Below are 25,848 nucleotides of genomic sequence, written 5' to 3'. Positions count from 1 at the left end.
AGAACCTAGTGCCCAGAGACGCCCAGGCGGTTCCAGAGGTTGATCTGGGCGATCGCCGCCGTGATGGCGCTGGCCTGCCGGTCGGTGAAGTGATCGCGCAGGGCGCCCCGCAGCGGAGCCAGATCCTGCTGGACCGGCAGCTTGGTCAGGGCCTCGGCCCAGGCCAGGACCGCCCGCTCGGCGGCGGTGAAGTCCTCGACGTGACGCCAGACGATCAGGCGGTCGAGGCGCTCGCTGGTCTCGCCGTCGGCCCGGGCCTCCTGGCTGTGCATGGTCACGCAGTAAGCGCAGTCATTGATCTGCGAGACCCGCAGATAAATCAGGTGCTTCAGGGCCGACGAAATGCCGACGGTGCGCACGGCCGTCTCGCCGGCGAGGAAGCCCTTATAGACTTCGGGAATGGTCTGGTCGTGGCGGAAGGCGGCGCTATCGCCCATGGTCTTGCTCCATCTGGGGCCAAGGATCGGCCCTTCAGGAGACAGGACGAGGCGGAGGCGGCGGACGTGACATCCGCCGCTCCGGAATTTTCGATCTATTGCAGGCCCGCGCGGCCGATGGCGTAGAAGCGCTCGGCGCGCTGGGTCTTCAGCTGGGCGGCGCTCATGTGGGCCATGGCCTTCAGCTCTTCTTCCACCGCGTCGCCGACGGCCTGGATGGCGACGTCGCTATTCGAGTGGGCGCCGCCGGCGGGCTCGTCGACGATGCGGTCGACGATGCCCAGCTTGATCAGGTCCTGGGCGGTGATGCGCATATTGGTCGCCGCGTCCTTGGCCCGGGCGCCGTCGCGCCACAGGATCGAGGCCGCGCCTTCCGGCGAGATCACCGAATAGATCGAGTGCTCCAGGATCAGGACGCGGTTGGCGCCGGCCAGGGCGATGGCCCCGCCGCTGCCGCCTTCGCCGACGATGGTGGCGACCATCGGCACTTCCAGGGTCAGACAGCGCTCGGTCGAGCGGGCGATGGCCTCGGCCTGGCCGCGCTCCTCGGCGCCCAGGCCCGGATAGGCGCCGGCGGTGTCGACGAAGGTGATGACCGGCAGGCTGAAGCGCTCGGCCATGTCCATCAGGCGGACGGCCTTGCGATAGCCCTCGGGACGAGCCATGCCGAAATTGTGCTTCAGGCGGGTGGTGGTGTCGTGGCCCTTCTCGTGGCCCATGACCACGACCGGCTGGCCCCGGAAGCGGCCGAGGCCCCCGACGATGGCCTGGTCGTCGGCGAACTTGCGGTCGCCGCGCAGCTCGACGAACTCGTCGATCAGGCCCGCGACATAATCGCGCAGGTGCGGCCGCTGCGGGTGCCGGGCGACCATGGTCTTTTGCCAGGCGTCGAGATTGGCGTAGGCCTCCTTGCGGAGCTCCTGCGCGCGGTCTCGGAGCGCCTGGATCTCGAGGTCGAACGCGCCTGGTCCAGCGGTCTCGGAGAGCTTGCTCAGCTCTTCGATCTTGCTTTCCAGGTCAGCGATTGGGCGTTCGAAATCGAGATAATGGGCGGCCATGGACTCTTAAACGTCGCCGTTGTTGAAAGGGTGCGAACCTAGTGGCGGAATCCCCCGAGGGAAAGAGGCCAGATTCCGGCGAGGAACCGCCGCGAATCCGACGTGTTTTATCCACAGGCTGAATAGCGTGGTTCACAGGTGAGTCTCGAATCGAGACTCTCTCCCCTGGTGAATCGCGACATAGAGTCCTATGTTCATATGTAGCAGGTCGCGGAAGACGACTTGCGCCCCGCGGCCCCCGCCATCGAACGTGCGCGGCCCCGCCTGTAGAGAGTGCCTAGCGCCCATGCAGGTGTTCACCTTTTTCTGTGTCGAATCCGACGGCTCGGTGCCGCGCTTCGACGTCACGCCCTGCGCCGACGACTCGGCGGCGCGCGCGAGAGCTTTCGAACTCCTCGACATGCATCACCGCTGTGACTTCGTGGAAGTCTGGCGCGGGTCGCAGCGCGTGTTCGACGTCAGCCCGCTACGCGCGGTGGCCGCCTAGGTATTCCTGGAGCGATGAATTATTGCATCGCAACTTGAGCGCGCCTAGGCTTCACCTCCGGTAGGGATCCCAAACGGGTCCCGCTTACCGGAAGGTCGCTTCATGGACGCTATAGTCCGCCCCGCGCCGCTTATTCCCCCCGCCCCGAAGGTCCACGCCAAGCCGCTGGGCGTCACCCCGCTGGGCCAGCTGCGTGTCGCCTGGGAGATGGGCCGCAGCCTGATCGGGGCCTATTGCGAGGAGGACTATGAGAGCCTCGCCGCGCCGTACATGTTCATGGGCCAGCCAGGCCTGTTCCTGAACGACCCCGCCGGCGTCCGCCACGTCCTGACCTCTCCGAAATACGTCCGGCCGGTCAAGGCCGCCCGCTCGCTGAAGCCGCTGGTCGGCGAGGGCGTGCTGATGTCCGAGGGCGAGACCTGGCGGCGGCAGCGCAAGAGCCTGGCGCCGGTCTTCACCCCCGCCGCGATCGGCGGCCTGTTGCCCCACTTCGTCGCCGCCGGCGCGGGGCTGGCCGACGCGCTCGAGGGCCGTGACCGCGCCAACCTGGCCCAGGACTTCCATCGCGCCACCCTGGACGCCGTGCTGCGGGCCCTGTTCTCGCGCCGCGCCGACACGGAAGGCGCCGTGCTGGCCGACCTGGCGCGTCGCTACATGGAGGGGCCCGCGCACTTCAACCTGATGGACTTCGTCGCCAAGGGCGCCGACGACCTGCTGTTCGTGGACGGCGCGCGCCACCGGCTCGGCCGGCGCTGGTTCACGGCGGTCGACGCCCTGGTCGAGGAGCGGCGGGCCAAGCCGCATCCGGAAGTTCGCGACCTGCTCGACCGGCTGCTTGCCGCGCGGAACGAGGATGGCTCGCCCCTGCCCGACCAGGAGATCCGCGACCAGTGCAGCTCGATGCTGGCCGCCGGCTTCGAGACCACCTCGCGGCTGCTGTTCTGGGCGACCTATCTGCTGGCGCTTGATCCGGCGACCCAGGACCGCGTCCGCGCCGAGGTGATGGCCTTCCCGGCCGAGCGGGTGACCAGCCTGGACGATCTGAAGCACTGGCCGCTGCTGCGCTCTGTGCTGTTCGAGACCCTGCGGCTCTATCCGACCGCGCCGCTGATCGCCCGCCAGGCGCTGGAGGCCGACGTCGTTTCGGGCCGCGACGTCGTCCCCGGCTGCATGGTCACGATCAGCCCGTGGGTCGTGCACCGGCACCGCAAGCTGTGGGAGGCTCCCACGGCCTTCCGGCCCGAGCGCTTCATTGACCAGCCCCACCCGTGGGGACTGGAGGCCTTCCTGCCGTTCGGGGCCGGACCGCGCGTCTGTATCGGCGCGGGCTTCGCCCTGGCCGAGGCGCAGATCGTGCTGGCCAGCCTGCTAGCGCGGTTCAAGGTCTCGATGGCCAGCGACCGCCCGGTGGTTCCCCGCGCCTCGATCACTCTGGGACCGGACCACGAACCGGATTTCCGCCTCGAGTCGATCGTACAAGCCCGGCCTTGATCGGCGGGCCAGGAAGCGCCAGCTTCCGACCACCGCTCTGCAAGGATCTCCACCATGACCGACGTCGTCCAGACCCGCCCGTTCGCCACCGCCACGGACACCGGCACCGGGGCCCTGCAGACCTTCGTCACCGCCGGCCCCTCGACCATCGTCGCCGACGTCTCGGCGGCCCAGGGCGGGCTGGACCTGGGTCCCGACCCGCACGAGCTGGTCGCCGCGGGCCTGGCGGCCTGCACCACCATGACCCTGCGCCTCTACGCCAACCGCAAGAACTGGGAGGTCAGCGGCCTGCACGTCGAGGTGTTCTCGCACTACGACGCCGACAAGACCCCGCCGGAGCGCTTCGAACGGGTTATCAGCCTCGACGGCAACCTCAACGAGGAACAGCGCGAGCGCCTGTTCGAGATCGCCGAGAAGTGCCCGATCCACAAGCTGCTGACGGCCGGCGCGCGGGTGGTGACGACGGTGGCGGGGAACGACTAGCTCAGCACTACCCCCCACCTGACCTCGCTTCGCGAGGTCTGTCCGCCCCCACAGGGGTGGCGGAGAGTGACTCTCCTCCCCCTTTGGGGGAGGGGGACCGCCGGGACGGCGGTGGAGGGGGACAGCGCAGGCCTAAAACCCGTACAGCGCCTTGTACTCCGCGTCCTTGCCCGCGATCTGACGCGCGCAGTCGACCATCACCTTGGCCTGTTTCCAGGTGGCGTCGTCCTGCATCTTGCCGTCGATCATCGCCACGCCGGTCCCGTCGGGCATGGCCTCCAGGATCTTGCGGGCGAAGGCCACCTCGGCCGGGTCCGGGCTGAACACCCGCTTGGCGATCTCGATCTGGCTGGGATGCAGGCTCCACGCCCCGGCGCAGCCCATCAGGAAGGCGTTGCGGAACTGCTGCTCGCAGGCGACCGGATCGTCGATCGCCCCGAACGGGCCGTAGAACGGCTTGACGCCATGGGCCGCGCAGGCGTCGACCATCTTGGCGAAGGTGTAGTGCCAAAGGTCCTGCTGCACCGAGGCGCGGGCCGAACCGTCCGCGTGCGGATCCTCGATGACGCGATAGCCAGGGTGACCCCCGCCGACCCGCGTGGTCTTCATCGCCCGGCTGGCCGCGAGGTCGGCCGGACCCAGCGAGATCCCCTGCATCCGAGGGCTGGCGGCGGCGATGGCCTCGACGTTCATCACGCCCTCGGCCGTTTCCAGGATGGCGTGCAGCAGGATCGGCCGGGTGACGCCATGCTTGGCTTCCAGCGAGGCCAGCAGCTGGTCCATGTAGAAGATATCCCACGGCCCCTCGACCTTGGGGACCATGATCACGTCGATCTTGTCGCCGGCCTTCTCGACGATGGTGCTGATCTCGTCCAGGTGCCAGGGCGAGTTCAGGCAGTTGATCCGCGTCCAGAAGCCGACGCCCAGGGCCTTGAAGTCGACCTCGCGCGACATCGCCACCAGCCCGGCCAGGGCCGCGCCCTTGGCGTCGGCGGGGATGGCGTCCTCGAGGTTGGCCAGGATCACGTCGACGGTCGGGGCGATCTCGGGGACCTTGGCGCGGACCTTGTCCAAGTGCGGCGGCACGAAGTGGATCATCCGCTCCACGCGGGCCGGCAGCTCGCGGTACGGCGCGGGCGCGCCGATCGCCAAGGGTTTGAAAAAGCCGCGCGGCGTCTTCATGCCGATCACTCCCCGATGTCCCCTGAAGGGATCATTTCGCAATTGCGAAGACCATGCGGCGACGCCGAAGGAGCGTCAAGATTATCGCTGTTAAGTCTTGGCCGGCGGCGGGGGCGGCGGCTTTGGCATCTCGTCCGGATCCTCGCGCTCCAGGTCCGCGGCGGCGTCGTTTCTGGAGCCGGACTTGATCGCCTTGGCGGCCTTCCGGCGGCGCGCGGCGGGTTCCAGCTTGAGACTGGTCAGGGCGTCCTCGCCCTCCTCGCCGAACAGCCCCCGCACCCGGATGTCGCGCTGCGGATAGGGGATCTCGATCCCCGCCCCGCGCAGGGCGTCGTCGATCAGCCAGATATAGGCCGCATGGATCGCCGCCGGCCGGCGCACGGCGTCGACCGTCGGCCAGACCACCAGCTCGAACTTCAGGCTGCTCTCGCCAAAGCCGACTAGCCAGACCTGGGCCCGGCGCACGGCGTCGTCGGGCGAGGTGAAGGGCGCGGCCTTGGCGGCCTTCAGCACCGCCTCGCGGACCTGGTTCTTGTCGGACCCGAAGGCGGCGACGAACGGCACGCGCAGGCGACGGTTGGTGTTGCGCAGGGTCCAGTTGATCACCTGGTCGTTCACCAGCACCGAGTTGGGCACGATGATGTCGGTGCTGTCGTTGGTGCGGATGCGGGTGGCGCGCGGGCCGATCTCGTGGACCACGCCGCGCCCGCCATTGGGCAGCTCGACGAAGTCGCCCACCGCCACCAGCCGCTCGAACACCAGGCTGACGCCCGAGGCGAAGTCCTTGATGATGCCCTGCAAGCCCAGGCCGACGCCGACGCCGACCGCGCCGGCGAACACCGCCAGCGAGGTCAGGTCCAGGCCCATGGTCGACAGGCCCACCGTCACCCCGATGACCACCAGGCCGTAGGTCAGGACCTTCTCGACGATGTAGAGCGAGGCCGCGTCGCCGGCCGCCCGTTCCCGCAGCCGCCGCAGCCCGGCCGAACTCAGCCGCGCGGCGAACAGCGCCACCGCCACGATCAGCACCCCCGCCGCGAGCCCCCCGACGGTGACCGAAGCCTTGCCCAGCTTCAGGAGTTCGAAGGAATCGAGCGTGCGGAGCGGGTTGGCGGCCATGGGCCGGAGTGTGGGCGGATAGGACGGGAGGGATCAAGCATAAGGATGCTCCCCCGTGATACGGGGGAGCTGTCGCGAAGCGACTGAGCGGGCCTTCACGGCATGGACCGAGCTAGCCCCCTCCGGCCCGGAGTTATCCTCGGGCGCGCGCTTCGCGCGACCCGGGGAGGCCACCTCCCCCGCGACGCGGGGGAGGATCTTGTTACCGCCCCACCATCGCCATGCCGGCCTTGGTGTAGCGCTCGCCCTCGATGGCCGTTTCCGGAACCGCCGCGGCGATGCGGGTCAGGTCTTCGGCCGAGAGCGTCACGTCGACGGCGCCGATGTTCTCCTCCAGGCGGGCGATCTTGGTGGTGCCGGGGATCGGGGCGATGTCCGGGCCCTGGTGCAGGATCCAGGCGAGCGCCAGCTGGGCCGGGGTGATCCCCTTCTCGCCGGCGATCTGGGTCAGGGCCTCGACCAGGCCGAGGTTCTTGGCCAGGGCCTCGCCCTGGAAGCGCGGCAGGTTGCGGCGGAAGTCGTCGGCGGCCAGGTCGCTCTTCAGCGCCCCGGTCAGGAAACCCCGGCCCAGCGGGCTGTAGGGCACGAGGCCGACGCCCAGTTCGCGCAGGGTCGGCAGGATCTCGGCCTCCAGCTCGCGGAACCACAGTGAATATTCGCTCTGCAGGGCCGCGACCGGCTGGACCGCGTGGGCCTTGCGGATGGTCGCCGCGCCGGCTTCGGAGAGGCCGAAATGCTTGACCTTGCCCTCGGCGATCAGGTCCTTGACCGCCCCCGCCACGTCCTCGATCGGCACGTTGGGATCGACCCGGTGCTGGTAGAAGAGGTCGATCACCTCGACGCCCAGGCGCTTCAGCGAGGCCTCGGCCACGGCGCGGATGTGCTCGGGACGGCTGTTGACGCCGCGCATGCGCGTGAAGCCCTCGCCCGTCCCCTCCGGCGCGATGTCGAAGCCGAACTTGGTGGCGATCACCACCTTGTCGCGGAAGGGCTTGAGACCCTCGCCGACCAGGATCTCGTTGAGATAGGGGCCGTAGACCTCGGCGGTGTCGAAGAAGGTCACGCCCAGCTCGACGGCCTTGGCCAGCACCTTATGGGCGTCGGCGCTGTCGAGGGCCGTGCCATAGACCTGGCCCATGCCCATGCAGCCGAGACCGATGGCCGAGACCTCGAGGCCGTCGCCGAGTTTGCGCGTCTTCATGGGATGCTCCTTAGGTGTGGGATGACGATGAAGATGGGACCCGCGCGCGGCAAGCCTATAGCCTTCGCGTCGATGTGGAGGATCAGGCAATCTTCCCGGCGCGGCGGACAATCATTTTCTTCAGGCCGTGTTGGAACGGCTGTTGTCCAATCGTCCTAGGCTCACGATAACGGAGGAAGACCCCATGCCCAAGATCAGCCCGTTCCTGTGGTTCGACCACCAGGCCGAGGACGCGGCCAAGCTCTATGTCTCGCTGTTCCCCAACTCCAGGATCAACCACATCGCCCGCTATCCCGGCGACGGTCCGAACGGCATCGGGGAAGGCAAGGTGATGGTGGTCCAGTTCGAGCTGGACGGCCAGAAGGTCGTCGCCATGAACGCCGGCCCCACCTTCAAGCTGAATGAGGCGTTCTCGTTCGTCATCGACTGCGACGGCCAGGCCGAGGTCGACCACTACTGGAACGCCCTGACGGCCGACGGCGGCCAGGAAAGCCAGTGCGGCTGGCTGAAGGACCGCTTCGGCCTGTCGTGGCAGGTGACGCCCAAGCAGCTGATCGAGGCGACCACCAGTTCCGACCGCGCGGCCGCCGGCCGGGCGTTCCAGGCGATGATGACGATGAAGAAGATCGACGTCGCGGCGATCCAGCGGGCGTTCAAGGGGGCGTGAGGGATGCCCCCTAAGCCGCCAGCTTCATCAGACTGCCCGGGGGCATGTCCTGCCGGATCTGTCGGTCCAGGTCCTCGGTCATCTGGTCGAGATCCTTGAGGCCGTCCTCGGCGTCCTTGACCTCGTCGGAGCGCTCGAACTTGCCCGGCTGGGTCAGGATGCCCTTGGTCTTGGCGGTCTGCAGCTCGTCCTTCAGGGCCTTGCTGAGCGCGCGGACCGACTTGATGAAGTCCATGTCGCCGCTGGCCTCGCCCTTGGCCTGGTCTTCCAGGTCCTTGCGGGCGGCGGCCTGCTGGTCGGGCGTCAGCGAAGCATCGGGGGCGGCGGCGAAGTCGGCCTTGAACAACTCGCCGGCGTCCTTGGCGGCCTTGCCGTAGTCCTTGACCGCGCCCTGCAGCTCCTTGGCGACGGCGGCCAGCGCCTTGGCCATCGCCTTGGGGTCGTTGGCGTAGAGCTTCTTGAGCAGCTTCATCTTCTCGATGACGCGCTGCAGCTTCTCGCGGGCGCGGCCCTTGGCGTCGCCAATCTGGGTCTTGCGGTTGGTCCGCATGTCGCTTTTCAGGCGGTCGAGCGCCTCGGCCTCGGGGCTCTTGGCCGCTACGGCGTCGTCCTTCGACGCGTCCAGGGACGTCGGCCCGACCAGCCCCATCGTCTTGCCATAGGCGGCCAAGACCATCGGCCCCGCCTGCCCCGCCGCCGTCATCATGGCTTTCAGCCTCACCCGGCGGTTCTCCGCCCGTTCGACGGAGACCCTAACGCGGGAGGGTTAAGCTAGGCCTTCTTCACGAACTCGGTGCGCAGGACCAGGCCCCGAACCTTGTCGACATTGGCCTCGATCTCCTCGGGATCGCCGGTCAGGCGGATCTTCTTGACCACCGTGCCGCGCTTGAGCGTCACGCCGCCCGAACCCTTGACCTTCAGGTCCTTGATCAGGGTGACGGTGTCGCCTTCGGCCAGCAGGGTTCCGTTGGAGTCGCGGGTCTCTTCCGACATGGTGAGCCTTTCGGATCGGGTTGCCAGGCGGCAAGCCCGTAAAAAATGTGTGGGCTTTCCCTAAGGTTTTCTGCGTCGGCGTCAACGCGTCCGCGGCGCTTTTCGCGCGCCTAGTTCTTCTTGCGCCCCAGCGGATGCTTGGTCTGGACGACGTGCTGCAGGTGCTCGCCGGCCACGTGGGTGTAGATCTGGGTGGTGGCGATATCGGCGTGGCCCAGCAGGGTCTGGATGACGCGCAGATCGGCGCCGCCTTCCAGCAGGTGGGTGGCGAAGGCGTGGCGCAGCACGTGCGGGCTGACCTTCTCGCGGTCGATTCCGGCGGCGATGGCGGCGTCCTCCAGAAGTTGCCCGACGCGGCGGGCGGTCAGGCGGCCGGCGGCGCTACGCGAGGGGAAAAGCCACGGGCTGTCCCTGGCGCCTTTCGGAAAGAAGGCCTGACGCTCGACGAGGTAGGCCTTCACCGCCGTGCGCGCGGCGTCGTTCAGCGGGGCCAGCCGCTCCTTGCCGCCCTTGCCCTTGACGATCAGATAGGCCGGATCCCGGGCCAGGGCCGACAGCGGCAGGGCCAGCAGTTCGGAGATCCGCAGGCCCGAGGCGTAGATCAGCTCGATGATGCAGGACAGGCGCAGGCCCTGGGCGCCGTCTTTGGCCGTGGCCGCCGCCAGCAAACGCTCGATCTCGTCGCGCCCCAGCACCTTGGGCAGGGGCCGGCCGGCCTTGGGCGCGGCGACACGGCGGGAGGGGTCGTCGGTCCGCCAGGTCTCGCCCAGCACGAAGCGGTAGAACTGCCGCACGGCCGAGCGGCGGCGGGCGGCGGTGGCCGGCGACAGGCCCCTAGCGCCGAGATCCTGGAAATAGGCCTCGATGGTCTCGGCGTCGGCGTCGTCCAGGTCGCGACCCGTGCGGGCGAGGTAGGCTCGGGCGTCCTCCAGGTCCTTGCCGTAGGCGGTCAGGGTGTTGCGGGCCGCGGCGCGCTCGACGGCCATCATCTCCAGGAAGGCGTCGACCCAACCCGGGCCCTTGCTGCTCATTTTGTAAAGGCGAGCGACAGCAGCCCCTCGACGACAATGGCGCGGGCGTCGGCGGCGAGGCCGGCGCGGTTCAGAGCATGGGCGATGCGGGCGCGATCCACCGGCTGCGGCCCGGTCGCCCCGGCGTCCAGCGCGATCGACAGGGCCAGCAGGCCCGCCTCGCCCTTGCGCTTGGCGCCGGCGGCGTCCTCCAGCAGGATCACCCGCGCGGACGAAGCGGCCGGCTTGCCGAGATCGAAATTGGCGAACTGCGCGCGGGCGTCGGGGTCCATCGCCCCGCCCAGGCTGGCCAGCAGCACGGCGGCGGGTTGGGCGGGCGACTTCGGACCGCCCGAAGCGCCTCGCGCCACCAGATTGCCCAGCACCTGGTTGTCGACCTTGCCAGACGCGGCGGCGATCAAGGCGTCGAGGATGGCCAGGTCGGCGGGACCGGCGCCGGGGATGCTGTCCTGGACCAGGTGGCCCCGGATCGTCCGGGCGCTGGCGACATCGCCGGCCGCCACGGCTGCGCGGGCCATCAGCACCGGCTCCTGCAAGGGCGCGCCGGCGGCGGCCAGGGCGGCGATCGAGGCGGCCGAGGCGTGGGCGGCCTCGACGAAGGCCGGCACGGTCTTGGCCTGGCGCAGGAACGCGATGTCCGAGGCCTCCTGCGCTGTCAGGTCCGCTCCCGGCGCGACGCCAGCCAGGTCGCCGTTGGCGGGCTTCAGCACGGGCTTGAGCGCCGGCGAGGCCGAGGCGACGGCGGCCGCCGACCGCAGGTCGAGGTTCAGGCGGCGCGACAGGGCGTAGTTGACCCCGTTCTTCAGACTGGCCGCGCCCGGGGCCGTCCCGCCCAGGGCCGCGCCCATCAGCCGGGCGTAATCCGTGTCTTTCGTGGCGTTCTGGGCCAGCTGGAACGTCAACTGGGCGGCGTCGGCCTGGCCGGCTCTCAGCTGGCAGAAGGCCCGCAGGCGCAACCAATAGGCCGCGCCGCGATCGACGGTCAGGGCGTCCTGCGTCCGGCAGGCCTTGTCGTCGTCGCCGGTGATCAGGGCCGCCTCGGCGGTGGCCAACGACAGCGGAGCGCTGCCAGCCGCGCCGGTCGCCCGGTCCAGGATGGCGTTGGCGCCCTTGGCCTCGCCCAGCGCCACAAGGGCCATGGCCCGCGCCGCGCCCATGTCGACATTGTCGCCCACCCCGGCCGGGCCATTGGCGCCGGTCGACAGGAGTTGCTTGGCCAGGCCGGCGAAGGCGGGCGACAGCGGCTTGCTCCCGGCCAGCTTGGGCACGACGTCGCGCATGATGTCGGGCGCGGCGTCCTTCCACAGATCACCGGAAAGGCCGGTCTCGGCCGCGGGGCTGGAGAAGTAGTCGGGCGCGGCCAGGCTCTTGACCGTGACCTCCTCCTGAGCCGCCGCGAGGGCCGGCGTGAGCAGGAGCGCGAAGAGCGCGACGGCGCCTAGAATCTTTGGCTTATGACGCTTCGAAAGGACCATGGACCGGTTATGACGCATCGCGACGTTCTCGCAAACTTGGCGGTTTGGCCAAGCCTCGTGTAAACCCGCGACCGCATCATGACCGCCATCGTCCTTTCCCCCGAACAACTCACCGCCCTGCGCCAGCGGACCCTCGTGCTGGTCGGCCTGATGGGCGTGGGCAAGTCCAGCGTCGGACGGCGGCTGGCGACCGTGCTGGACCTGCCGTTCCGCGACGCCGACAACGAGGTCGAGGCCGCTGCCGGCCGCTCGATCTCGGAGATCTTCGCCGAACTGGGCGAGGCCGCCTTCCGCGACGGCGAGCGCCGGGTGATCGGCCGCCTGCTGGACGAGCCGCCGCACGTGCTGGCCACCGGCGGCGGGGCCTTCGTCAGCCCCGAGACCCGCGCCCTGATCAACGCCAAGGCCGTCTCGGTCTGGCTGAAGGCCGATGTCGAGTTGCTGGCCCGCCGCGTCTCGCGCAAGGACAACCGCCCGCTGGTGCGCGGCAAGGATCCGGTGGTGGTCCTGACCGAACTGGCGAAGGCGCGCTATCCCGCCTATGCCGAGGCCCAGGTACACGTCGAGACCGGCGACACGCCGCACGGGGTGGCGGTCGACGCCATCCTGACCGCGCTGCTGGCCCACACGTCCGTCGAATAGGAGTATCGCCGTGATCCGCACTGTTTCCGTGGGCCTGGGCGAGCGCGCCTATGACGTCGTCATCGGTCCGGGCCTGATCGACAGGGCGGGCGAGCGGATCGCGCCGGTGCTGGGCAAGCGCAAGCGCGTTGCCGTCGTCACCGACTCGAACGTCGGCGAGCACCACGGCGAGCGCCTGGCGGTGTCGCTGGAAAAGGCCGGCGTCGCGGTCAATGTCATCACCATCCCGCCCGGCGAGGAGAGCAAGAGCTTCGAGGGCCTGGCCGATGTTTCCGACCGCCTGCTGGCGCTCGGCCTGGAGCGCGGCGACCAGATCGTGGCCTTCGGCGGCGGCGTGGTCGGCGACCTGGCCGGCTTCGCGGCGGCGATCTACAAGCGCGGCATCGACTTCGTGCAGGTTCCCACGACCCTGCTGGCCCAGGTCGACAGCTCGGTCGGCGGCAAGACCGCCATCGACACGCCGCGCGGCAAGAACCTGGTCGGCGCCTTCCACCAGCCGCGCCTCGTGCTGGCCGACCTCGACGTGCTGGCCACCCTGCCCGCCCGCGAGCTGGCTTGCGGTTACGCCGAGATCGTCAAGTACGGCCTGCTGGGCGACTTCGCCTTCTTCGAGTGGCTGGAAGCCAATGTCGGCAAGGTGCTGGAGCGCGATGTCGACGCCCTGGTCCGCGCCGTCGGCCGCAGCGTCGAGATGAAAGCCGAGATCGTCGCCGAGGACGAGAAGGAAGCCGGCCGCCGCGCCCTGCTGAACCTGGGCCATACCTTCGGCCACGCGATCGAGGCCGAGATGGGCTTTGGCGACGCGCTCAAGCACGGCGAGGCCGTGGGCGTCGGCATGGCCCAGGCGTTCCGGTTCTCGGTCCGGCAAGGCCTGTGTCCGAGCCAGGACGCGGTTCGCGCCGTAGCGGCGATCAAGGCGGCGGGGCTGCCGACCTTGATGAGCGACGTCCGCCCCGAGCCCTTCAACGCCGACGCCCTCGTCGCCCACTGCGGCCAGGACAAGAAGGCCGAGGGCGGTACGCTGACCTTCGTCCTCGTGCGGGGGATTGGCGACGCCTTCGTGGCCAAGGACGTGGATCGCGAAGCACTGAAAGCGTTCCTGATCGAGGAAGGCGCGGCCTAGAGATAGGGCGCCCACATGAAGGCGATCGCGCCGAAGACGCCGATCGCCATGAACACCGAGGCCGCCCCGACCACGGCCCCGACCACGATCTTCAGGCCTTCATGGGCGCCGCGTTCCGCCGCGCCGTACAGCTCCAGAAGAGCCAGCGGGATCAGATAGCTGCCGAAGGTCAGGACGATGTCGGCGGGGCCGGACAGGGTCTTGGTCATGCCGACCGGTCCCCGGTTGACGACCACCCACCCCATCAAGCCTACCCGCAGGAACCAGACTCCGCTGACCACCATGAACGCGCGCAGGGCCCACAACCGGTGCTGGACGAACCGCCGCTTGACCGCATGGCGCCAGGCCAGGCCGGCGAAGATCAGAATGAGCAGGCCGTCGATCAGGATGGCGACCGCCGAGATCACCGAGAGGTAGGTCCCTCTGACGAGCGTCAGCCAGACGCCGCTCAGCGCCATGAAGATCGCGACGACCAGGAAGGTCCGGCCGGTCCAACGATGAAGGTTGGGCCACTTGCGGCGCAGGGCGGGAATCAGCTGCATGAGGCCGCACAGCGTGACCAAGGACGCCAGCAGCACGTGGGCGGCGAAGACCACGTTGCCCAGGCCGTCGCCCTGGATGTAGCCGTCGATCAGCGGCTTGTCGTTCCAGCCGGCGAAATCGCCGGTCGCCGTGCGCACGCCGTAGAAGGCCAGGATGAAGCCGATGAAAGCGCCCTGGCCGATGGCGGCGACCGCGAACCAGAGGACGGCGGCCCAGCGCAGGGTGGTCGAACCGGGGCTCAGCCGGATCGGGGATGAGGATGGGGTCGACATGGACGCTCCTGACACGACCTCGGAACTGAGGCCGACGCCAGGGATGGCGGCGTCGCGAGCCGCGGGTCTCGCCGATTTGGAAGTCGGCTAGAGATATTTTCCGGACGATGAGGCATTTTCGCGGGCGGGAGATGAGCATGACGTCGGCGACGACAAACAACCCTTCAATCGCGGCGCCCGGCCGGGTGGGTCGCCCGTGGCGGCCGCGCGGACGACTGGGCGTCCAGGCCGCGATCGCGGCGGCGTCCTTTGTCTGCTACGTCCTCAGCCGGGTCACCGATGGCGCCGCGGCCGCGGCCTTTTCGGTGATCGGCGTCGGCGCCTGCGGCTGGGCCTGGCTGGTGGCCCGGGCTCTCTTCGATCCCGCGCCGCGCGACGCGCTGTGGCCACGCGTCGTCGCGCTGGTGGTGGCGGTCAGCGGCGGTCTGGCGGTTCTTGGCCCGTCGACCCAGCTGGTCGGACGTGTGGCCGACAACGTCTATGCGCTGAGCGGCTCGGCGGCGCTGCTGCTGACCTTCGTCGAGCCTTTTCAGCGTTATGACCGCGATCTGCCGATCCATGAGAAGCGGTTCCGCTTCGCCTTCGTCGCGGTCTACGCTGTGCTGGTTGGCGTCTCGATCCTGGGGCTGCGCGCGCCCGACGACGGCTTGCGCGACGACCTGGTCAAGAGCGCCTGCGCCTTGGCGGGGCTCGCGGCCATGCTGATCGCGGTGCGGTTTCGCCTGCGTCGCCCCTTGACCGCGCCGACGGCGGCCAAGCGCGCCGCGACCGAAGACGACGAGCGCCTGGCCGAGCGCCTGCGGCGCCTGTTGGTCGACGAAGCCATCGACAGCCGGCCCGAACTCAAGATTGGCCACGTCGCCGCGAGGCTGGGCGAACCCGAGTATCGGGTCTCGCAATGCATCAGCGCCGCTCTGGGCTTTCCGAACTTCAACCGCTGGATCAACCATCACCGTATCGCGCACGCCAAGGCGCTACTGGCCCATCCGGACGAGCGGCGGTCGATCCTGGAGATCGCCTTCGCCTGCGGCTTCGCCTCGCTGGGCCCTTTCAACCGCGCCTTCCGCGACGAGGTCGGCACGACGCCTCGGGCCTATCGCTCGGCGATGCGGAACGCCTAGAGGGCGGTCTGTTCCAGGGAGCCGACCTGGCCTAGAACATCCCCATGCTCACCGCCCTCCTCGGCCTCGCGCCGATCGTCATCGCCCTGCTGGCCCTGTCGGCGATCTTCTCGGCCGCCGAGACGTCGATGACGGGGGCCAGCCGTTCGCGGATGCACCAGCTGGAGCGCGAGGGCGACGCGCCGGCGCGGCGGGTCAACAAGCTGCTGTCCGACCAGGAGACGATGATCGGGGCGGTGCTGCTGGGCAACAACCTGATCAACATCCTGGCCTCGGCCCTGGCGACCCAGGTGCTGACCCGGCTGATCCCCGGCCCGTGGGGCGTGGCCGTGGCCACCGCCGCCATGACCGTACTGGTCTTGGTGTTCGCCGAGGTGCTGCCCAAGACCGTGGCCATCGTCCGCCCGGACGACACGGCCCGCGCCCTGTCGGGTCCGACCCTGTTCATCGTCCGGGCGTTCGGCCCGATCATCTATGTGATCCAGTGGATCGTCCGACGAGCGCTGCGCATCTTCGGGGTCAAGCTGGACATGGCCGTCGACGTGCTGGCCGCCCACGAGGAGATCCGCGGCGCGGTCGACTACCACCATTCCGAAGGCCTCGTTGAGACGGACGACCGGCGGATGCTGGGCGGGGTGCTGGACCTGTCGGACATGGACGTCTCGGAGATCATGGTCCACCGCAAGTCGATGGTGCTGCTGGACGCCGACCAGCCCGCCCGCGACCTGGTCGAGGAAGTTCTGGAGGCTCAGCACACGCGCATCCCGCTCTACCGCGACGAGCCCGACAACATCATCGGCGTGCTGCACGCCCGCGACCTGCTGAAGGCCCTGGCCCAATCGCCGACGGGCGTGGAGGGCCTGGACATCGCCGCCATCCTGCGCGAGCCGTGGTTCATCCCCGACACCACCAACCTGAAGGACCAGCTCAACGCCTTCCTCAAGCGCAAGAGCCATTTCGCCCTGGTGGTGGACGAGTACGGCGCCCTGCAGGGCCTGGTGACGCTGGAGGATATCCTCGAGGAGATCGTCGGCGAGATCGACGACGAGCACGACACCGCGCTGGAGGGCGTGCGCCGCCAGCAGGACGGCTCGGTCTATGTCGACGGCCACGTCACGGTGCGCGACCTGAACCGGGCCATGGACTGGCGCCTGCCCGAAGGCGACGCCGTCACCATCGCCGGCCTGGTCATCCACGAGGCCCAGATGATCCCCGAGCCGGGCCAGACCTTCATCTTCCACCACCACCGCTTCCAGGTCTTCCGCCGGCAGAGGAACCAGATCACCGCCCTGCGCATCAGCGCCCCTCTGGACGAAGACGCCGAACTCTGAGCCTCTAAGGTCAAGCTCGCTCATTTCGACGCGTGGGAACCGGATCGAAATGAGCGCGTTTTGGGTCCTTACCGACCCGGGGGCGGTCTGGGGTCTAGGGGGCGTGTTTTGGCCAGCTCGATGGCTGAGAGCAGGTTTCGCGACGGCGACGAGCCGGATGCGCGCACGCGTCTGGTCGAGCTTGAAGCCGCCCTCGCCGATGAAATCCGCAAGTCCGAGACCCTGGCCCAGGTTGGCGAGGCCATAGCGTCCAGCGTCGATATCGACGCCTGCGTGCAGGTCGCGCTGGATGGCGCCCGCGAAATCAGCGGCGCCGCGTTCGGCGCGTTCTTCTACAATCTCCTTGAGCCGGACGGCGAGTCCTACGCCCTCTACCGCCTGTCGGGCGCGCCGCGCGAGGCGTTCGCCGACTTCCCCAAGGTGCGCCGCACCGAAGTCTTCGCGCCGACCTTCGACAACCTGGGCGTGGTGCTGTCCGACGACATCACCCAGGATCCGCGCTACGGCCGCAACGCGCCCCGCGAGGGCATGCCCGAAGGCCACCTGCCCGTGCGCAGCTACCTGGCCATTCCAGTGGCGACGCGGCGGGGCGAGGTGCTGGGCGGCCTGTTCTTCGGTCACCCAGAGGCCAGGCGCTTCACGCCGCGCGACGCGGCCCTGCTGACCGGACTGGGCGCCCAGGTGGCGGCCACCATCGAGTCGCTCAAGCTCACGGGCGCCGCCGTCGCCGAGCTGGCCCAGCGCCGCCGGGCCGAGGAGCGGCTGAAGTTCGCGCTCGAAAGCGGACGCATGGGCTCGTGGGACCTGGACGTGGCGACCAAGGCCTACGAGGCCTCGGATCTTTGCAAGCTCAACTACGGCCGCCAGCCTGACGAGACCCTCACCTTCGCCGACCTGATCGAGACCATCCATCCCCAGGATCGCCCGCGCATCCTGGCGGCGATCGAGAACGCCATCCGGAACGGGGCGGAGTACGACGTCGAATACCGCGTGGTCCACCGGACCGGCGAACTGCGCTGGCTGCACGCCCGGGGCCGCGCCGCCCAGACCGCGGATGACGGCGGCGTGCGCCGGCTGGCCGGCGTCTCGCTGGACATCACCGAGCGCAAGCGCGCCGAGGAACGCCAGAAGCTGCTGGTCAACGAGCTGAACCACCGGGTCAAGAACAGCCTGGCCACGGTGCAGTCGATCGCCGCCCAGACCCTGCGTTCGGTCGCCGCGCCGGAGTTCTTCCGCGACGCCTTCGAGACCCGGCTGATCGCCCTGTCGCACACCCACGACCTGCTGACCCGCGAAAGCTGGGCGGGCGCCAGCCTGCGCGAGGTGTTCGACGTCGAGCTGCACGCCATGGCCGGCGAGGACCGCGTCGGCTTCACCTATCCCGGCGATGTGCGCCTGAACCCGAAGGCCGCGGTGGCCTTGGGGATGGGCATCCACGAACTGACCACCAACGCGGCCAAGTACGGCGCCCTCTCGACCCCGGATGGCCACGTGGCCGTGGACTGGGCCGTCGAGGACGGCGTTTTGCGTCTCAGCTGGACCGAAAGCGGCGGTCCGACCGTCACGCCGCCGGCCCGTCGCGGCTTCGGCGTCCGCCTTCTGGAGCGCGGCCTCGCGGCCGAGCTATCCGGCGGGGTCGAGCTGACCTATGATGCCGCTGGTCTCGTCTGCCTAATGGCGTTGCCGCTGCGCGCGCTGGAGCCCTAGAACATGAAGACTCTTACGTCCCTGAAGGTCCTGGTCGTCGAGGACGAGGCGCTGGTCTCGATGCTGGTCGAGGACATGCTGACCGACCTCGGCTGCACGATCGTCGGCCCCGCGGCCGAGATCGAGGAGGCCCTGCGGCTGGCGGGATCGGCCGACATCGACGCGGCCTTGCTGGACGTCAATCTGGGCGGCCGTCCGATCTTCCCGGTCGCCGACGCCCTGAAGGCGCGCGGCGTGCCCTTCGCCTTCGCCAGCGGCTATGGCGAGGCGGGCCTGACCGAAGACCACCGCGGCGCCACCGTGCTGCAGAAGCCCTTCCGCGAGGCCGACCTGCGCCGCGTGCTGGAAACCCTGGTCGGCCAGATCGCCTAGGGCTTAGGAAGCCGCTCGCCCGCGATGCGGGGGAGGATCTAAAGACAAAGAAAAAGGAGCGCCGGATCACTCCGGCGCTCCTTCTTTTTGGGCTATCGACCGATCGGAGAACCGACCGGTCGAAACACCGTCAGCTTACCACTTCTTCGTCACGGCCACGAAGATGCGGCGGCCGATCATGTCGTAGTTGCCGAGCTGGGCGGTGCCCACGCGGAACTGACCCGACGAGGCGGCCGGCGGCCGCTCGTCGAAGGCGTTGTTGACGCCGATCTGGGTCGACATGTCGCCGAAGTCCTTCTTCACCGAGAACGTGTGGTACGCGGTGAATTCGGAGTGCAGGTTATAGTAGGCGCAGGCGTTCACGGCGGCGGCGCAGTTGGTGGTCACGCCGTTGGCGAGATCCGTGTACTTCGTCACCGGGAAGACATCGCCCATGTTGGCGGGCTGGTCGGCGTCCGAACCCTTACCGATCATGTTGACGCCCCAGTAGAACGTCCAGTCATCCTTCTTGAAGGACGCCGAGATGTTCCCCGAGAAGCCCGGACCATCGTAGTTGTAGGTGGTGCCGAGGTAGTTCAGCGGCGTCGCGCCACCCAGCAGGGTGGTGACGTTCTTGGTCATCCAGGTGAACTGCGAGTTCACCGCCAGCTTGCCGCCGAACAGCGACTGACCATAGTGCGTGGTCAGGTCGATGCCGTGGTTCACCTGGTCGGCGACGTTCACATAGCTGTTCTGGACCGTCAGGATGTAGAACTTCGACGGATCACGCGTGAACAGCGAGCAGAACGGGTTCGTCGGGAAGTCCGACGCGTTGTAGCACTGCTTCAGGATGTTCGCCGCGCCGAACTGGCGGACTTCGTTGTCGATGTTGATCGTGAAGTAGTCGACCGCGACGTTCAGGTCCGCGAACTTCGGCGACCAGACGAAGCCGAAGGTGTTGGCCACGGCCGTCTCGGCCTTCAGGTTGCCCTGGCCGCCGGTCGAGTAGACCGTGGCGCTGGAGCCGCCCAGGGCGTTGTACGAGGTCGGGATCCCCTGCGAGGCGCAGTTGGTGCGGGTCGTCTGCGTCGCCGTGGACGAGTTGCCCAGGTCGTAGCAGGGGTCGATCGCGCTCTGGCCCGAGTAGCCGATCTGGTTGCCCAGATACAGTTCGTACAGCGACGGGGCGCGGAACGAGGTGCCGTGCGTGAAGCGCAGCGTCACCGACGGGAAGACCTGCCAGTTGGCGCCGACCTTCCAGGTGGTGTCCGAGCCATAGCTGTCATAGTCCGAATAACGGGCCGACAGGTTGACGTCGAAACGCTCCATGAAGCGCGCGTCGCGGACCAGCGGCAGGTCCAGCTCGCCGAAGATTTCCTTCGAGCTGTCCGAACCCTTGGTCTGACCGGCCGAGCTGTAGAGCGCCATGTTGCGGTTGGCGGCCTGGTAGCCAGGCTTGTCGTTGATGCGCTCCTTGCGGACCTGGAAGCCGAAGGCGCCGGCGACGGGGCCGGTCGGCAGGCTGAACAGGTCGCCCGAGATCGAGCCTTCGACATAGGCGTGCGAGTACTCGGTCGTGCCCGTCTCGTTGAAGAACAGGAAGTCGCGCTCGGCCTGGGTGAAGTTACCCTGCAGGACGCGGTTCGAGGTCCAAGGAATGCCGTTCGGCAGGGCCGAACAATTGAAGTTCGAGAAGTTGCCGCCCAGCGGGTTGTTGGTGCAGGCCACGTTCGGACTGTTCAGGGCCACGAAGCGGTCCAGATAGATACGCGGACCGAAGTCATAGGTCGCGTCCGACTTGGCGTACTGGCCGAAGATGTCCCAGTCCCAGCCGCCGTTCCAGTCGATCGAGCCGCGCAGGCCCGCGACGGCGCGGTAGTACTTCACGTCCTGATTGCCATTCGACTCGTAGGCCGAAACGGTCAGCGCGTTCTCACCGAGCGTGTTGTTCGGGTTGCTGGCCGGCAGGTAGTTCGGCGCGCCGTTGATGGTGTTGCGCTGGGCGAACGACTGGAAGATCTGAGCGACGCCGGTCTGCGACGACTTGCGCTCGCTGAACATCAGCTCGGTGTAGGCTTCCACGTTCGGCGTGATCTGGTAGCCGCCGTTGAAGGCCACGGTCGAACGGATTTCCGGGCTGACGACGCTGGAACGATCGTACAGCGGGGTCGTCGTCGGGGCGTAGGCGTAGGTGCCCGGATAGCCGATGCGGTTGAAGCGCGCGAAGCCGGCGATCGTCGAATTATTGCCCTGCGCGGCGGTCGGATAGCTGGCGCCGGCCGTGACCGGAACCAGGTTGACCGAACCGTTGACCAGCTGGACGTAGCCGTTGGTCAGGTTGTTGCACTTGTAGTCGCCGGTGACCGAGTCCTTGTAGTCCTTGCGGACACCGGTCTTCGGGTCGAACAGGTAGTCGGCGGCGCAGGACGTGTCCTTGCGGTCCGAACGACGCAGGATCTCCTGGCGGAAGTACTCGCCCGAGATGTTGAAGTAGCCCTTGTCGAAGGTCTTGCCCCAGGCGGCGGTCGCCCGGTAGGCCTTGCCGCCGTGATCCAGCGGGTTGCTGCCGTAAAGCTTGACCTCACCACCGTCCATCTTCTTGCGGGTGATGATGTTGACGACGCCCGCGACGGCGTCCGAACCGTAGACCGACGAGGCGCCGTCCTTCAGGATCTCGACGCGCTCGACGATCGACTCCGGAACCACGCCAAGGTCGAACGGACCGACCTGGCCGCGCACGCCGGCCGGACCGGCGCGACGGCCGTTCAGCAGGACCAGGGTGCGGTTGGCGCCGAGGCCGCGCAGCGAAATGGTGCTGACGCCCGGACCGCCGGTGACGTTATAGCCGGTGTACTGGTTGTTGATCTGGCCCGTGCCGGCGGCCAGCGACGAGTTCTGCAGAACGGCCGACAGGGTCGCCGAGCCTTCCATTTCCGCGCGCTCGGCCGTCAGCACCTGGATCGGCGCGGCGGCGGTGAATTCCGAACGACGGATGCGCGAACCGGTGACGGTGATCGCTTCGACTTCCTGCGCTTCTTGAGCGGCGGGAGCTTCAGCCGGGGCCGGAGCGGTCTGGGCATTGGCGATGGCGGCCAGCGACAGGACGCCGGTGATGACCGTCGTTCCCAGCAGCAGAGTCTTAGTCAACTTCAACAGGTAATCCCCCAAGGGCGGTACTAAAGGTGTCCCGACGATCCTTGGCGAAAAACGCCCCCTGAACGTCGGGGCGCGCCCTGTAGCAGCTTGGTCTCGAAGCCCAACATTACGGAAAGTAAATCTGCCCGCATTTAGGCATAACGTGGCTATATGAACACGCTTTCGCCCGAAATCAGGGATCTTCGTTCGGTCAACGCCGTTAGAGCGGCATTATTTTCCAGTTTTCGAATGAACGGAATTCATTCAACAGAAATCGATATTTTCGAAGAATTTTGCGCGCGCCCGAAAAATGCCGGGCCATTCGTTGCACAAATTTCAGGCAGCCGATCAATCCAGGTCGCGCGGACCGAAGGAATGGGGCAGCAGGGACCAGAAAGCCGTTCGCTCGGTTGTCCGGCCGCCCTGGACCGAGACGACCTCGCAGGTTTCACCCGCGAATTCGGCGATCCGCTGGCGACAGGCGCCGCACGGCTGGACCACGGCGCCGGAGCCGGCCGCGATCAGCACCTTGTCGATCTTCCGCGAGCCCCCGGCCGTGATCATCGCGCCGATCGCCGTCTGTTCGGCGCATGTGCCCACGGGATAGGCGGCGTTCTCGACATTGACGCCGTAGTGGACGCGCCCCTCGTCGTCGATCACCGCCGCGGCCACCGTGAAGTTCGAATAGCGGGCATAGGACCGCGACAGCAGGTCCGGCAGGATCTGGGCGGCGTCCCGTTCCAGAGATTCGGGGCTTTGGATTTCGGGAGTCTCGGAAATGTCGGCGCTCATGCGGATTCTGACCTTCCGGCAGGATCGCGCCGGGAAGAGAGGCAATCAGCCGCACCGCCGTCAGGCAAGCAAAAAGTAAGCGCGGCCTTACGCCTCGCCAGGCGCCTTGGCGACGATCGACAGGGCGTGGACGGGCCCCGCCAGCTCTTCGGCCAGCACCGTCATCACCATGCGCTGGCGCATCACCCGGGCCTTGCCGGCAAAGGCCTCGGCCTCGATTCGCAGATTGAAGTGGCTCTCGCCCGATCCGGTGTGGCCCGCGTGGCCATGATGGCGGTCGCTGTCGTCGACCAGTTCCAGCTTCGAGGGTGAAAAAGCCTCGTTCAGCTTGCGAAGGATGGTGTCCGTGACGTCGCCCATGTCAGTCTCTTGCTTGTCAATCCTTGAACGGAAATAGCGTGGGCTTACTCTAGACGCCATGAGCCGGCAGTTCGAATACCGTCCCAAATTCACCGACATCCGCGTCCGCCCCCCCAAGAAGGGCGAGGACGACGTGGTCAATGACGTCCTGGGCCTCAAGCCCGGGGAGAAGCGCTGCGATCATCCCGACTGCCGTCTGGCGGGATCGACCAAGGCGCCGAAGTCGCGCGACCTGCCGAACCAGCACTACTGGTTCTGTCAGCAGCACGCCGCCGAGTACAACAAGAACTGGAACTTCTACGCCGGGATGAGCGAGGCGCAGATCCGCGCCGCCCAGGAGGCCGAACGCCAGACCGGCGGCCGTCCGACCTGGAGCTTCAAGGCCGACGCCAATTCCCGGGAAGCCGCCGCGGCGGCCGCCCGCGACGCCCGCGCCTTCGCCGACCCGTTCGGCATCTTCCGCGCCCAGCAGCGCAAGGCCGAGTCGGCGCGCGACGCCGCCGAGCGCAGCCTGGGCAAGCTGGAACGCCAGGCCCTGGCCGACCTCGACCTGGAAGCCGGCGCCGACAGCGCGGCGATCAAGGCCAAGTACAAGGAGCTGCTCAAGCGCTGCCACCCCGACGCCAATGGCGGCGACCGCAGCGCCGAGCACAAGCTGCAGCGGGTCATCAAGGCCTACAAGACCCTGCAGAAGTCGGGAATGGTCAAGGCCTGAGGGCCAACCCGTTCGTCCGGTCCTGAAATGAAAAGGGCGCGATCCCGGCAATCGGAATCGCGCCCCAACGCCTGGCGGGTCGCCCCATGGCGTTCTTCTGGCCTAGAGCATTTTGTTTTTACGCATTTTCTGACGACGAACCGGTGTCCGCTTCGTCCGAAAATGCTCTAGTGGTAGTCTAGGTCGCCCGGGCCGCTCATCTTGCTGAGGGAAACGCCCAGCACCACGCCCACGAAGGTGGCGATCTGGGTTCCGCTCGTCGTGTAGAGGTCCATCGACACCTCGCCGGCGACGCCCGCGATGGACTGCAGCTGGAAATCATACTCCCCGTCCAGCTTGGAAGGATCGGTCAGGAAGTAGCCGAAGACCGATGACGTGAAGAGCGCGATACTCCAGTCAGGCCCGCCGGTCGCGTTGAACGTGACGAAGTGGGGCGGCGCGAGGTCGACGGTGAGGTTCAGCGCCCACCACATGAAGCCAGAAACGCTCAGCACCCCGGCGGCATTCCACGTGCTGTCGGACGACGACAGTTCGAGCACGTGCCGGTTGGCGGCCGTAAAGGGGTGATCTGGCCGCATCGCGGCGAAATCCTTGATGCGCCGGATCTTGTCCTGGTGAAGCGCCAAAGCCGTGGCCTTCAGCTTGTCCAAGCTCTCGGCATTGGCCTTTTCGAGAAGCTGCTCTGTCGATTGCATGACCTCAACCTTCCTGTCTGGGATGACGACGGGGATGCGAATTCAACTGAAGGTTTATTTTTAACCAACAAATACAACTTATAGATTCATATTGGGCTGGGTCAATTCCGAATTGATCCCAGAATCATAAACTTCCTATAGTTGTATTTCGTCACGGCTATCGGCCGAGCCGAGCCTCCACGTCATCCCGATAATCGCCAGCGGCGCGACGCCTGTTGGCTCCGAGCTTGCGGAGCGACCCGCGCCTGGGCCATCCTCGCGCCGCCTTTCCGGGCGAGGGACAGACATCTCATGACCGACCCAGATTGGCGCGCGCCGGTCGACCCGCCGACGCCGGTGACGCCGGTTCCGTTCGGCAAGCCCTGGAGCATCTGGGCCTGGGGCGGCCTGATCTCGACCGCGGGCCTGGCCCTGGCCGTCGCGCCCCTTCCGGTGCTGACCCTGCTGCACGCCCATGTCGAGACCGCCTCCCTGCCCTGGGTGCGATTCGTCGGTCTCGTCCTGCTGGCCTACGCCATGGGCTATCACGTCGCCGGCTGGACCGGGCAGCGCACCTATATGCGGGCCTCGGTGGTGCTGCGGGTGTTCTCGGTGGTCGTGATCGGCGCCTTCGTCCTGCTGGACTGGCTGCCCAAGGCCTGGCTGGCCGTGGGCCTGGCCGACTTCGCCGGCGCGGTGTGGACGACGCTGGAGCTCAGGTGGCGGCCGAAGCCGAAGGCCTGAACCTTCTCTGCACGAAGAAGGCCGCCAGCCAGCAGATCATGGCCCACGCCGCGCCGATGCACCAGCCGGCCAGGACGTCGCTGGCCCAGTGGACGCCCAGATAGACACGGCTGAGGCCCACCAGCAGGCTGACCAGCACGGCCGCCCCGACCGCCAGAACCTTGACCCGCCGCCGGTCGGCGAAGCGGGCGGCCAGCACGCCCAGGGTCAGGAACACCACGGCCGACAGCATGGCGTGGCCCGACGGGAAGCTGGCGTTGACCGCCTCGACCGCGCGATAAACCAGATCCGGCCGCTCGCGCTCGAACACCCGCTTCAGGCCCTGGCTGATCAGCAGGCCGCCGCCCGCTCCGGCCACCAGCAGCAACCCCTCGCTCCAGCGGCGCAGGGACGCCAGCAGGGCGAAGGCCAACAGGATGATCAGGCCCAGCACCGTCACCGAGCCTAGCGCCGTGATGTCGGTGGCGGCGATATGCAGCCATCCGGGTCCGACCAATTCATGCGGCTGGCCGTCGACGCGCAGGGCCTCCAGCACCGAAAGATCCAGCGCCCGGGTTTCGCCCTCGGCCACCTCATCGGCGATCGACAGGAATCCCCAGCCGCCCAGCGCGACCACCAGCAGGGCGCAGGTGGCGCCCAGCTCGCGCCGCGCGGCCGACAGCAATCCCGGAAAGCCTATGCGGATCAAACGGATAGTCATGCAGTCGACATGCC

The 25,848-nt window shown here is 67.9% G+C and carries 27 protein-coding genes; 12 read left to right on the top strand and 15 right to left on the bottom strand.

Annotated elements, in window-relative coordinates:
• Window positions 1-5: 5 nt before the first annotated feature.
• Both ACW175_RS03615 and ACW175_RS03610 read right to left on the bottom strand, forming a co-directional pair.
• Window positions 6-437: a carboxymuconolactone decarboxylase family protein gene (locus ACW175_RS03615; RefSeq protein WP_492103290.1), complete on the bottom strand. Its 432-nt coding sequence runs from the start codon at window positions 435-437 to the stop codon at window positions 6-8.
• 95 nt (window positions 438-532) lie between these two features.
• Window positions 533-1,495, bottom strand: coding sequence for an acetyl-CoA carboxylase carboxyltransferase subunit alpha (locus tag ACW175_RS03610; RefSeq protein WP_492103289.1), 963 nt, complete (start codon window positions 1,493-1,495; stop codon window positions 533-535).
• Between the two features lie 286 nt (window positions 1,496-1,781).
• Here ACW175_RS03610 and ACW175_RS03605 point away from each other — a divergent pair, with 286 nt between their 5' ends.
• The 3 genes from ACW175_RS03605 (at window position 1,782) to ACW175_RS03595 (ending at window position 3,956) form a co-directional block, all read left to right on the top strand.
• Window positions 1,782-1,982 carry a hypothetical protein gene (locus tag ACW175_RS03605; RefSeq protein ID WP_099581009.1) on the top strand — a complete coding sequence of 67 codons (201 nt, stop codon included), beginning with the start codon at window positions 1,782-1,784 and terminating at the stop codon, window positions 1,980-1,982.
• Between the two features lie 102 nt (window positions 1,983-2,084).
• Complete coding sequence (locus ACW175_RS03600; RefSeq protein WP_492103288.1) at window positions 2,085-3,473, top strand: cytochrome P450; 1,389 nt, start codon at window positions 2,085-2,087, stop codon at window positions 3,471-3,473.
• A gap of 54 nt (window positions 3,474-3,527) precedes the next feature.
• The gene (locus ACW175_RS03595) at window positions 3,528-3,956 is read left to right on the top strand and encodes an OsmC family protein (RefSeq protein ID WP_492103287.1); all 429 of its coding nucleotides are present in this window, start codon (window positions 3,528-3,530) and stop codon (window positions 3,954-3,956) included.
• A 132-nt stretch (window positions 3,957-4,088) separates the two neighbouring features.
• Here the strand turns inward: ACW175_RS03595 and ACW175_RS03590 are convergent, their stop codons facing one another.
• The 3 genes from ACW175_RS03590 to ACW175_RS03580 all read right to left on the bottom strand — a co-directional run bounded on the left by ACW175_RS03590 (window position 4,089) and on the right by ACW175_RS03580 (window position 7,458).
• Window positions 4,089-5,147: an HpcH/HpaI aldolase/citrate lyase family protein gene (locus tag ACW175_RS03590; protein ID WP_492103286.1), complete on the bottom strand. Its 1,059-nt coding sequence runs from the start codon at window positions 5,145-5,147 to the stop codon at window positions 4,089-4,091.
• 81 nt (window positions 5,148-5,228) lie between these two features.
• Complete coding sequence (locus ACW175_RS03585) at window positions 5,229-6,257, bottom strand: mechanosensitive ion channel family protein (RefSeq protein ID WP_492103285.1); 1,029 nt, start codon at window positions 6,255-6,257, stop codon at window positions 5,229-5,231.
• Between the two features lie 202 nt (window positions 6,258-6,459).
• The gene (locus tag ACW175_RS03580; protein ID WP_492103284.1) at window positions 6,460-7,458 is read right to left on the bottom strand and encodes an aldo/keto reductase; all 999 of its coding nucleotides are present in this window, start codon (window positions 7,456-7,458) and stop codon (window positions 6,460-6,462) included.
• Window positions 7,459-7,642: 184 nt separating this feature from the next.
• Between ACW175_RS03580 and ACW175_RS03575 the strand changes: the two genes are divergently transcribed.
• Window positions 7,643-8,125, top strand: coding sequence for a VOC family protein (locus tag ACW175_RS03575; protein WP_492103283.1), 483 nt, complete (start codon window positions 7,643-7,645; stop codon window positions 8,123-8,125).
• A 10-nt stretch (window positions 8,126-8,135) separates the two neighbouring features.
• On the opposite strand, the gene ACW175_RS03570 is transcribed toward ACW175_RS03575, so the two are convergent.
• From ACW175_RS03570 to ACW175_RS03555, 4 genes are all read right to left on the bottom strand, one after another.
• Window positions 8,136-8,846, bottom strand: a complete 711-nt coding sequence (locus ACW175_RS03570) for a hypothetical protein (protein ID WP_492103282.1) — start codon at window positions 8,844-8,846, stop codon at window positions 8,136-8,138.
• A gap of 50 nt (window positions 8,847-8,896) precedes the next feature.
• Complete coding sequence (locus ACW175_RS03565; protein WP_099581025.1) at window positions 8,897-9,118, bottom strand: alkylphosphonate utilization protein; 222 nt, start codon at window positions 9,116-9,118, stop codon at window positions 8,897-8,899.
• Between the two features lie 110 nt (window positions 9,119-9,228).
• Window positions 9,229-10,149, bottom strand: a complete 921-nt coding sequence (locus ACW175_RS03560) for a site-specific tyrosine recombinase XerD (protein ID WP_492103281.1) — start codon at window positions 10,147-10,149, stop codon at window positions 9,229-9,231.
• On the bottom strand, window positions 10,146-11,624 hold the full coding sequence (locus ACW175_RS03555) for a hypothetical protein (RefSeq protein ID WP_492103280.1): 1,479 nt from the start codon (window positions 11,622-11,624) through the stop codon (window positions 10,146-10,148). The genes ACW175_RS03560 and ACW175_RS03555 overlap by 4 nt, the downstream gene beginning before the upstream one ends.
• 78 nt (window positions 11,625-11,702) lie before the next feature.
• Between ACW175_RS03555 and ACW175_RS03550 the strand changes: the two genes are divergently transcribed.
• Together ACW175_RS03550 and aroB are read left to right on the top strand one after the other, a co-directional pair.
• Complete coding sequence (locus ACW175_RS03550) at window positions 11,703-12,266, top strand: shikimate kinase (protein ID WP_492103279.1); 564 nt, start codon at window positions 11,703-11,705, stop codon at window positions 12,264-12,266.
• Window positions 12,267-12,276: 10 nt separating this feature from the next.
• On the top strand, window positions 12,277-13,389 hold the full coding sequence (gene aroB / locus ACW175_RS03545; protein ID WP_492103278.1) for a 3-dehydroquinate synthase: 1,113 nt from the start codon (window positions 12,277-12,279) through the stop codon (window positions 13,387-13,389).
• Here the strand turns inward: aroB and ACW175_RS03540 are convergent.
• Window positions 13,386-14,204 (bottom strand): DUF2306 domain-containing protein, encoded by an 819-nt coding sequence (locus ACW175_RS03540; protein ID WP_492103277.1) that lies wholly within the window; start codon window positions 14,202-14,204, stop codon window positions 13,386-13,388. The genes aroB and ACW175_RS03540 overlap by 4 nt on opposite strands.
• Window positions 14,205-14,341: 137 nt before the next feature.
• Here ACW175_RS03540 and ACW175_RS03535 point away from each other — a divergent pair, with 137 nt between their 5' ends.
• The 4 genes from ACW175_RS03535 (at window position 14,342) to ACW175_RS03520 (ending at window position 18,735) form a co-directional block, all read left to right on the top strand.
• Complete coding sequence (locus ACW175_RS03535) at window positions 14,342-15,325, top strand: helix-turn-helix domain-containing protein (protein WP_492103276.1); 984 nt, start codon at window positions 14,342-14,344, stop codon at window positions 15,323-15,325.
• A 44-nt stretch (window positions 15,326-15,369) separates the two neighbouring features.
• Complete coding sequence (locus tag ACW175_RS03530; RefSeq protein ID WP_492103275.1) at window positions 15,370-16,656, top strand: HlyC/CorC family transporter; 1,287 nt, start codon at window positions 15,370-15,372, stop codon at window positions 16,654-16,656.
• Between the two features lie 120 nt (window positions 16,657-16,776).
• Window positions 16,777-18,363 (top strand): sensor histidine kinase, encoded by a 1,587-nt coding sequence (locus ACW175_RS03525; protein WP_492103274.1) that lies wholly within the window; start codon window positions 16,777-16,779, stop codon window positions 18,361-18,363.
• A 3-nt stretch (window positions 18,364-18,366) separates the two neighbouring features.
• Window positions 18,367-18,735, top strand: coding sequence for a response regulator (locus tag ACW175_RS03520; RefSeq protein ID WP_492103273.1), 369 nt, complete (start codon window positions 18,367-18,369; stop codon window positions 18,733-18,735).
• Window positions 18,736-18,870: 135 nt separating this feature from the next.
• Here the strand turns inward: ACW175_RS03520 and ACW175_RS03515 are convergent, their stop codons facing one another.
• The 3 genes from ACW175_RS03515 to ACW175_RS03505 all read right to left on the bottom strand — a co-directional run bounded on the left by ACW175_RS03515 (window position 18,871) and on the right by ACW175_RS03505 (window position 23,001).
• Entirely contained in the window at window positions 18,871-21,867 is a 2,997-nt protein-coding gene (locus tag ACW175_RS03515) for a TonB-dependent receptor plug domain-containing protein (protein WP_492103272.1), read from the bottom strand.
• Between the two features lie 330 nt (window positions 21,868-22,197).
• Window positions 22,198-22,641, bottom strand: coding sequence for a cytidine deaminase (gene cdd / locus ACW175_RS03510; protein WP_492103271.1), 444 nt, complete (start codon window positions 22,639-22,641; stop codon window positions 22,198-22,200).
• Between the two features lie 87 nt (window positions 22,642-22,728).
• Window positions 22,729-23,001, bottom strand: a complete 273-nt coding sequence (locus tag ACW175_RS03505; protein ID WP_492103270.1) for a BolA family protein — start codon at window positions 22,999-23,001, stop codon at window positions 22,729-22,731.
• A 58-nt stretch (window positions 23,002-23,059) separates the two neighbouring features.
• On the opposite strand from ACW175_RS03505, the gene ACW175_RS03500 reads away from it, so the two are divergent.
• The gene (locus tag ACW175_RS03500; protein WP_492103269.1) at window positions 23,060-23,716 is read left to right on the top strand and encodes a J domain-containing protein; all 657 of its coding nucleotides are present in this window, start codon (window positions 23,060-23,062) and stop codon (window positions 23,714-23,716) included.
• 167 nt (window positions 23,717-23,883) lie between these two features.
• Here ACW175_RS03500 and ACW175_RS03495 read toward each other — a convergent pair whose 3' ends face one another.
• Entirely contained in the window at window positions 23,884-24,411 is a 528-nt protein-coding gene (locus tag ACW175_RS03495) for a hypothetical protein (RefSeq protein ID WP_492103268.1), read from the bottom strand.
• A gap of 291 nt (window positions 24,412-24,702) precedes the next feature.
• Here ACW175_RS03495 and ACW175_RS03490 point away from each other — a divergent pair, with 291 nt between their 5' ends.
• A complete protein-coding gene (locus ACW175_RS03490) occupies window positions 24,703-25,134 on the top strand; it encodes a hypothetical protein (protein ID WP_492103267.1) in 432 nt (143 codons plus the stop codon).
• On the opposite strand, the gene ACW175_RS03485 is transcribed toward ACW175_RS03490, so the two are convergent.
• The gene (locus tag ACW175_RS03485; RefSeq protein WP_492103266.1) at window positions 25,106-25,834 is read right to left on the bottom strand and encodes a phosphatase PAP2 family protein; all 729 of its coding nucleotides are present in this window, start codon (window positions 25,832-25,834) and stop codon (window positions 25,106-25,108) included. The two genes, ACW175_RS03490 and ACW175_RS03485, sit on opposite strands and share 29 nt — an antisense overlap.
• Between the last annotated feature and the right edge of the window lie 14 nt (window positions 25,835-25,848).

The organism is Caulobacter sp. FV1ye6ST (assembly GCF_058681225.1).
Note: the sequence above shows the minus strand (reverse complement) of the source record. Positions and strands in the feature narration are given on the sequence as shown.

Excerpts from the sequence above, each read along its gene's own strand:
- ACW175_RS03615 (WP_492103290.1), bottom strand. The coding sequence starts at position 437 with ATGGGCGATAGCGCCGCCTTCCGCCACGACCAGACCATTCCCGAAGTC.
- ACW175_RS03610 (WP_492103289.1), bottom strand. The coding sequence starts at position 1,495 with ATGGCCGCCCATTATCTCGATTTCGAACGCCCAATCGCTGACCTGGAA.
- ACW175_RS03605 (WP_099581009.1), top strand. The coding sequence starts at position 1,782 with ATGCAGGTGTTCACCTTTTTCTGTGTCGAATCCGACGGCTCGGTGCCG.
- ACW175_RS03600 (WP_492103288.1), top strand. The coding sequence starts at position 2,085 with ATGGACGCTATAGTCCGCCCCGCGCCGCTTATTCCCCCCGCCCCGAAG.
- ACW175_RS03595 (WP_492103287.1), top strand. The coding sequence starts at position 3,528 with ATGACCGACGTCGTCCAGACCCGCCCGTTCGCCACCGCCACGGACACC.
- ACW175_RS03585 (WP_492103285.1), bottom strand. The coding sequence starts at position 6,257 with ATGGCCGCCAACCCGCTCCGCACGCTCGATTCCTTCGAACTCCTGAAG.
- ACW175_RS03580 (WP_492103284.1), bottom strand. The coding sequence starts at position 7,458 with ATGAAGACGCGCAAACTCGGCGACGGCCTCGAGGTCTCGGCCATCGGT.
- ACW175_RS03575 (WP_492103283.1), top strand. The coding sequence starts at position 7,643 with ATGCCCAAGATCAGCCCGTTCCTGTGGTTCGACCACCAGGCCGAGGAC.
- ACW175_RS03565 (WP_099581025.1), bottom strand. The coding sequence starts at position 9,118 with ATGTCGGAAGAGACCCGCGACTCCAACGGAACCCTGCTGGCCGAAGGC.
- ACW175_RS03560 (WP_492103281.1), bottom strand. The coding sequence starts at position 10,149 with ATGAGCAGCAAGGGCCCGGGTTGGGTCGACGCCTTCCTGGAGATGATG.
- ACW175_RS03555 (WP_492103280.1), bottom strand. The coding sequence starts at position 11,624 with ATGGTCCTTTCGAAGCGTCATAAGCCAAAGATTCTAGGCGCCGTCGCG.
- ACW175_RS03550 (WP_492103279.1), top strand. The coding sequence starts at position 11,703 with ATGACCGCCATCGTCCTTTCCCCCGAACAACTCACCGCCCTGCGCCAG.
- ACW175_RS03540 (WP_492103277.1), bottom strand. The coding sequence starts at position 14,204 with ATGTCGACCCCATCCTCATCCCCGATCCGGCTGAGCCCCGGTTCGACC.
- ACW175_RS03535 (WP_492103276.1), top strand. The coding sequence starts at position 14,342 with ATGACGTCGGCGACGACAAACAACCCTTCAATCGCGGCGCCCGGCCGG.
- ACW175_RS03530 (WP_492103275.1), top strand. The coding sequence starts at position 15,370 with ATGCTCACCGCCCTCCTCGGCCTCGCGCCGATCGTCATCGCCCTGCTG.
- ACW175_RS03525 (WP_492103274.1), top strand. The coding sequence starts at position 16,777 with ATGGCTGAGAGCAGGTTTCGCGACGGCGACGAGCCGGATGCGCGCACG.
- ACW175_RS03520 (WP_492103273.1), top strand. The coding sequence starts at position 18,367 with ATGAAGACTCTTACGTCCCTGAAGGTCCTGGTCGTCGAGGACGAGGCG.
- cdd (WP_492103271.1), bottom strand. The coding sequence starts at position 22,641 with ATGAGCGCCGACATTTCCGAGACTCCCGAAATCCAAAGCCCCGAATCT.
- ACW175_RS03505 (WP_492103270.1), bottom strand. The coding sequence starts at position 23,001 with ATGGGCGACGTCACGGACACCATCCTTCGCAAGCTGAACGAGGCTTTT.
- ACW175_RS03500 (WP_492103269.1), top strand. The coding sequence starts at position 23,060 with ATGAGCCGGCAGTTCGAATACCGTCCCAAATTCACCGACATCCGCGTC.
- ACW175_RS03495 (WP_492103268.1), bottom strand. The coding sequence starts at position 24,411 with ATGCAATCGACAGAGCAGCTTCTCGAAAAGGCCAATGCCGAGAGCTTG.
- ACW175_RS03490 (WP_492103267.1), top strand. The coding sequence starts at position 24,703 with ATGACCGACCCAGATTGGCGCGCGCCGGTCGACCCGCCGACGCCGGTG.
- ACW175_RS03485 (WP_492103266.1), bottom strand. The coding sequence starts at position 25,834 with ATGACTATCCGTTTGATCCGCATAGGCTTTCCGGGATTGCTGTCGGCC.